Origin of the sequence: Actinosynnema sp. NPDC091369 (genome assembly GCF_044757065.1) — a bacterium.
Taxonomy (GTDB): domain Bacteria; phylum Actinomycetota; class Actinomycetes; order Mycobacteriales; family Pseudonocardiaceae; genus Actinosynnema.
Window position 1 is genome coordinate 854,467 of sequence record NZ_JBIVUG010000002.1, and the last position, 6,246, is coordinate 860,712.

Consider the following 6,246-nt stretch of genomic DNA (forward strand, 5'->3'; position numbering starts at 1 on the left):
CGGCGCAGCGGCTCCGCGCGCGGCGGCGGTGGTCAGTCGACGCCGATGCCGACGATGCAGGTGTCGTCGTCGGTGTCGGCCCGGCTGTGCTCCAGCAGGTGGTCGAGCCGTTCCTCGAGGGAGGTGACCGGGCGTTCGGACGTGGTGAGCAGCCAGTCGATGCACTCGTCCAGGTTGCTGTCCCGGCGTTCGATCAGGCCGTCGGTGTAGAGCAGGAGGGTGTCGTCGGATCGCAGCTGCACCCGACCCTCCTCGTAGTGCGTCTCCGCCAGGGCGCCGAGCAGCACTCCTCGCAGCATGGGCAGGGTGGCGGCCTCCCCGTCGCGGATCAGCACCGGTGGCAGGTGGCCGGCGCGGGCCCAGCGCAGCACCTTCGTCTCCGGGTCGTACAAACCGAGGACCGCGGTGGCCAGGATGTTGTCGGTCAAGTGGTGGGCCACGGTGTTCAACCAGCCCAGCAGTTGCGCCGGCCCGGCTCCGGTCGCGGCCAGGCCGCGCAGCGCGTTGCGCAGCACCACCATGCCGGTCGCGCCCTTGATGCCGTGGCCGGTGATGTCCCCCACCGACACCAGGACCTGCTTGGACGGCAGCAAGACGGCGTCGTACCAGTCGCCGCCGACCAGGTGCTCCTGCTCGGCCGGCTGGTAGCGCACGGCGATGCGCAGGCCGAAGGCGTCGATCGACGGCTGGGCGGGCGGCATGATCGCCTGCTGGAGCTGCAGGGCCAGCCGGTTCTGCTCGGCGGCCTGCTGCTCGGTCTGGGCGAGCTGGTCGCGCGTGGCGGACAGCGCCACCTCGGTCCAGTGCTGGGACGAGACGTCCTGGTACGCGCCGCGGATCGCGGTCAGCCGGCCGGCGTCGTCCAGCATCGGCTCCGCGATCACCCGGATGTGGCGGGTGACCCCGTCGCCGCGCAGCAACCGGAACGCCACGGACGCGGGTCTGCGGTGGTTCAGCACCGCCCGCAGGAAGCGCCCGATCGCGGCCGCGTCGTCCTCGTGGGCGTGCGCGGCCAGTTGCGCCAGCGGGATCGGGTCGGCGCTCGCGGGCAGTCCGTGGAGGGCGAAGAGCTGGCTGTTCCAGGTGATCTCACCGGTGGTCGCGTTCTCCTCGAAGCCACCGATGCGCCCCAGCCGCTGGGCGTGCTGCAACAGGCTCGCCAACCGGGCGCCCTCGTCCTGGACGCGCCACAGGAGCAGCACGGAGTCCCCGTAGCGGCTGATGGCGACGTCGGCGACCACGGTCAGCGGCACCTGGTCCACCAGCGCGGGCAGGGTCATCTGCTTCGCGCGGAACGGCTCGCCGGTCGCGTAGACGTGCTCGACCTTGTCGAACAGCTGGCCGGGCCCCGCGGCCATCGGGTAGACCTCCAGCAGCAGGCCGCCGCTGACGGAGCTGCGCGGACGGCCCGCGAGGTCGACGAAGTGCCCGTTGACGTGGTGGACGCGGAAGTCGGTGAGCCGGCCGTCGCCGTCGCGGTGCGGTCGCAGCACCAGCGCCGGGTCGAACAGCCCGTCGGCCAGGTCCACCAGCTCCACCAGGTCGGCCGTGGGCACGCCGGGGTGCTCGACGACCCGCTGCACCGCCGGGACGCCGGTCTCCAGCGTGTGCGCGCACAACTCGGCCAGTGCCTCGATCTGCCGCAGGATGCGCGGCGGCTGCGGCTCCAGCCGCGACGGCCAGCACACCTCCAGCACGCCCAGGATGCGCCCACCGGCCCCGGCGGGCGTGACGATCCGGCTGCCGTCGCGCAACGCGGCGTCCCCGATGGTGGACGGGCCGGTCGGACCGAGGTCGACCAGCACCGTGCCCCGCTGGTCCAGCGCGCGGCGCGCGGCCGTCGCCACACCGGGCGGGACGTAGTGCCAGCGCCGCGCCTCCTCGGCCGCGAACCCGACCGCGCCCACCAGCGACAGCGACGAGTCGGTGGCCGCGGACCAGATGGCGACCGCAGTGGCGCCCAGGGGCGCGAGGGCGTGCTCCAGCAGCGACTCGGCGACCCGCTGGGTGTCGTCGGCCGCGGACACCCCGCTCTCGGCGGTGCGCAGGCGCAACGCCGTGGACGGTGCGGGTGGGCCGGCCGCCTCGTTCGCGGCGTGGACGAGCTGGTCCGCCACCTCGGTCAGGTGGTCCTCGGCCGCCTGGTTGACGATGTCGGCGGCCAGTTCCAGGTGGCTCACGCCCGCCTGGTCGGCCATCGTGGCCAGCTGGCGGGCGGCCTGCATCGGGCCGCACCCCAGTCGCTCGACCAGGATGCCCTTCGCCAGCTCCACCAGCGCCCGGCCGTCGGCGGCGACGTGGGCGGCCTCCACCTCCCGGCGCAGCCGGTCGACGGTCGCCGCCAACCGGCCGAGGGTGGACTCGTCCCCGGCGCGCGTCCGGTCGCCTTCCGGCATCGGGCCCGTCACGCTTCCAGCCAACGCCGCATGCTGGCCAGCAGGTCGTCGGCGTCGACGGGCTTGGTGATGTAGTCGTTCGCGCCCGACGAGAGGCTCTTGTCCCGGTCGCCGGGCATGGCCTTGGCGGTCACCGCGATGATCGGCAGGTGGGCGTGCTCCGGCATGGCGCGGATCGCCGCGGTGGCCGTGTAGCCGTCCATCTCCGGCATCATCACGTCCATCAGGATCAGGTCGATCGCCGGGTGCCTGCCCAGCTCCTCGATGGCCTCGCGGCCGTTCTCGGCGTGCACCACGTTCAGGCCGTTCAGCTCCAGGATGCTGCTCAGCGCGAACAGGTTGCGGGCGTCGTCGTCGACGATCAGCACGGTGCGGCCGGCGAGCTGCCCGTCGCCGCCCTGCGGCGCCGGGTCGAACGAGTCCTGCGGCCGGACCAGCGGCAGCACGTCGCCCGGCACCTCGGCGTTGAGGTGCAGCGCGACCCGCTCCCGCAGCTCGTCCAGGCTGGAGAGCAGTTCGAGCGGGCGACGGCCGATGCGCGCTTGCAGGTCCCGCTCGTACTCGGGGTCCAGCCGCCGGTTGTTGTGCGCGAGCACCGGCACGTCGCGCAGCGCCGGGTCGCCGTCCATCGCGCCGAGGAACCGCACCGCCTCGCCGTCGGGCATGTCCAACTGGAGCACGACGCAGTGGCACGGGTCCGCCGCGAGCGCCGCCGCCGCCTCCTGCGCGCCGACCACCGTGACGACCTGCACCGGGCCGCGCGGGTCGTGGTTGTCGGCCAGGTCGGCCACCGCGCTCTGCACCACCAGCGACAGCAGGCCCTGGGGCCGGTCCTCGACCACGAGCAGGCGGCGCTGCTGGGGCGGGTCGACCGTCACCGGGGCCGTCGGCTGCTCGGGCGTGTCGGTGACCGACGCGTCGTCCACCGCCGTGACCTGCGGCCGGACCAGGACGTTCTGGAAGTCCGGCCGCGCCACGGGCAGGTAGAGGGTGAACGTGCTGCCGTCGCCGAGCGCGCTCTCCGCCGTGATGGCGCCACCGAGCAGGTAGGCGATCTCCCGGCTGATCGACAGGCCCAGACCCGTGCCGCCGTACTTGCGGCTGGTGGTGCCGTCGGCCTGCTGGAACGCGCCGAAGATCGACTCCAGCTGCTGCTCGGCGATGCCGATGCCGGTGTCCACGACGCGGAACGCGATCGCCGCGCCGTGGTGGCGCACCGACGCGGGCAGCTCCGCCGGGTCGGCCGGTTCGATGCGCAGCTCGACGCTGCCCGCCTCGGTGAACTTCACCGCGTTGGACAGCAGGTTGCGCAGCACCTGCCGCAGGCGCGAGTCGTCGGTGAGCAGGTCCGCGGGCACGCCGGCCCCGGTGCTCACCCGGAACGCGAGGCTCTTCTGGCTGGTCATCGGCCGGAACGTGGCCTCGACGTAGTCCAGCAGCCGGCGCAGCGGGACGCGTTCCGGGGTGATGTCCATCTTGCCCGCCTCGACCTTGGACAGGTCGAGGATGTCGTTGATGAGCTGGAGCAGGTCGGAGCCCGCTGAGTGGATGATCCCGGCGTACTCGACCTGCTTGGGCGTGAGGTTGCGGGTCGGGTTCTGCGCGAGCAGCTGGGCGAGGATGAGCAGGCTGTTCAACGGGGTGCGCAGCTCGTGGCTCATGTTGGCCAGGAACTCCGACTTGTACTTCGAGGCCAGCGCCAACTGCTGCGCGCGGGTCTCCAGCTCCTGCCGGGCCTGCTCGATCTGGAGGTTCTTCGCCTCGATGTCCCGGTTCTGCACGGCCAGCAGCTCGGCCTTCTCCTCCAGCTCGGCGTTGGAGCGCTGCAACTCCTCCTGCCGCACCTGGAGCTCACCGGAGCGGGCCTGGAGCTCGGCGGCCAGGCGCTGGGACTCCTCCAGCAGCTCGTCGGTGCGCGCGTTGGCCACGATCGTGTTGACGTTGACGCCGACGGTCTCCATGAGCTGGTCGAGGAAGTCGCGGTGCACGGCGGTGAAGTGGTGCACGGAGGCCAGCTCGATGACGCCCAGCACCTGCTCCTCGACCACGATCGGGAGCACGACCAGGTTCGTCGGCGCGGTCGCGCCGAGGCCCGAGGAGATCGTCACGTAGTCCGCGGGCATGTCGTCCACGGCGATGGTGCGCCGGCTGCGGGCGGCCTGGCCGACCAGCGACTGGCCGAACCGGAACCGCTCCGGGCGGCCCTCGTCGGGCGCGCCGTAGGACCCGATCAGGCGCAGCTCCGGGCGGTCGGCGGTGTCGTCGGCGAGGTAGAACGCGCCGTACTGCGCCCCGACCAGCGGCGTCAGCTCGTCCATGATCAGCTCGGCGACCACCTCGAGGTCGCGCCTGCCCTGCATGAGGCTGGAGATCCGGGCGAGGTTGGACTTGAGCCAGTCCTGGTCGTGGTTGGCCTTGGTGGTCTCGCGCAGCGACCCCACCATCGAGTTGATGTTGTCCTTCAGCTCCGCGACCTCGCCCGACGCCTCCACGGTGATCGAGCGGGTCAGGTCGCCCTCGGCCACCGCGCTGGTCACCTCGGCGATCGCGCGCACCTGCCGGGTCAGGTTCCCGGCCAGCTCGTTGACGTTCTCGGTGAGGCGCTTCCAGGTGCCGGACACGCCCTCGACCTCGGCCTGACCGCCCAGCCGGCCCTCGCTGCCCACCTCGCGGGCCACGCGGGTGACCTCGGCGGCGAACGCCGACAGCTGGTCGACCATCGTGTTGATGGTCGTCTTGAGCTCCAGGATCTCGCCGCGCGCGTCCACGTCGATCTTGCGGGTCAGGTCGCCCTGGGCCACCGCCGTGGTGACCTGGGCGATGTTGCGCACCTGGTTGGTCAGGTTGTTCGCCATGAAGTTGACGTTGTCGGTCAGGTCCTTCCAGGTGCCCGCCACGTTCGGCACCCGGGCCTGACCGCCGAGGATGCCCTCGGTGCCGACCTCGCGCGCCACGCGGGTCACCTCGTCGGCGAACGCGGACAGCGTGTCGACCATCGTGTTGATCACCCCCGCCAGGGCCGCGACCTCGCCCTTGGCCTCGACGGTGATCTTCTGGGACAGGTCGCCCCGGGCCACCGCGGTCGCCACCTGGGCGATCGAGCGCACCTGGCCCGTGAGGTTCGACGCCATCACGTTGACGTTGTCGGTGAGGTCCTTCCACGTGCCCGACACGCCGCGCACCGTGGCCTGACCGCCGAGGTTGCCCTCGGTGCCCACCTCGCGGGACACGCGGGTCACCTCGTCGGCGAACGCCGAGAGCTGGTCGACCATCGTGTTGATGGTCTCCTTCAGCTCCGCGATCTCGCCGCGCGCGTCCACCCGGATCTTCTGGGACAGGTCGCCGCGCGCCACGGCCGTGGTGACCTGGGCGATCGAGCGCACCTGCGCGGTGAGGTTGTCGGCCATGACGTTGACCGACTCGGTCAGCGCCTTCCAGGTGCCGGAGACGCCCTTGACGTCGGCCTGACCGCCCAACCGGCCCTCGGTGCCCACTTCGCGGGACACCCGCGTCACCTCGTCGGCGAACGAGGACAGCTGGTCGACCATCGTGTTGATGGTGTTCTTCAGCTCCAGGATCTCACCGCGCGCGGTGACCGTGATCTTCTGGCTCAGGTCGCCGCGGGCCACCGCCGTGGCGACCTGGGCGATCGAGCGCACCTGCGCGGTGAGGTTGCCCGCCATGAAGTTCACCGAGTCGGTGAGGTCGCGCCAGGTGCCGGAGACGCCCTTGACGTCGGCCTGACCGCCCAGCGCGCCCTCGGTGCCCACTTCGCGGGACACCCGCGTCACCTCGTCGGCGAACGAGGACAGCTGGTCGACCATCGTGTTGATGGTGTTCTTCAGCTCCA

General features: G+C 72.0%; 2 protein-coding genes. Both read right to left on the reverse strand.

Annotation, left to right across the window (positions count from 1 at the left end):
• Window positions 1–32 precede the first annotated feature (32 nt).
• Window positions 33–2,408: a SpoIIE family protein phosphatase gene (locus tag ACIQMJ_RS11990; RefSeq protein WP_499760958.1), complete on the reverse strand. Its 2,376-nt coding sequence runs from the start codon at window positions 2,406–2,408 to the stop codon at window positions 33–35.
• On the reverse strand, window positions 2,405–6,246 hold a 3,842-nt coding region (locus ACIQMJ_RS11995; protein WP_499760959.1), incomplete at its 5' end, for a HAMP domain-containing protein. The genes ACIQMJ_RS11995 and ACIQMJ_RS11990, both read right to left, overlap by 4 nt.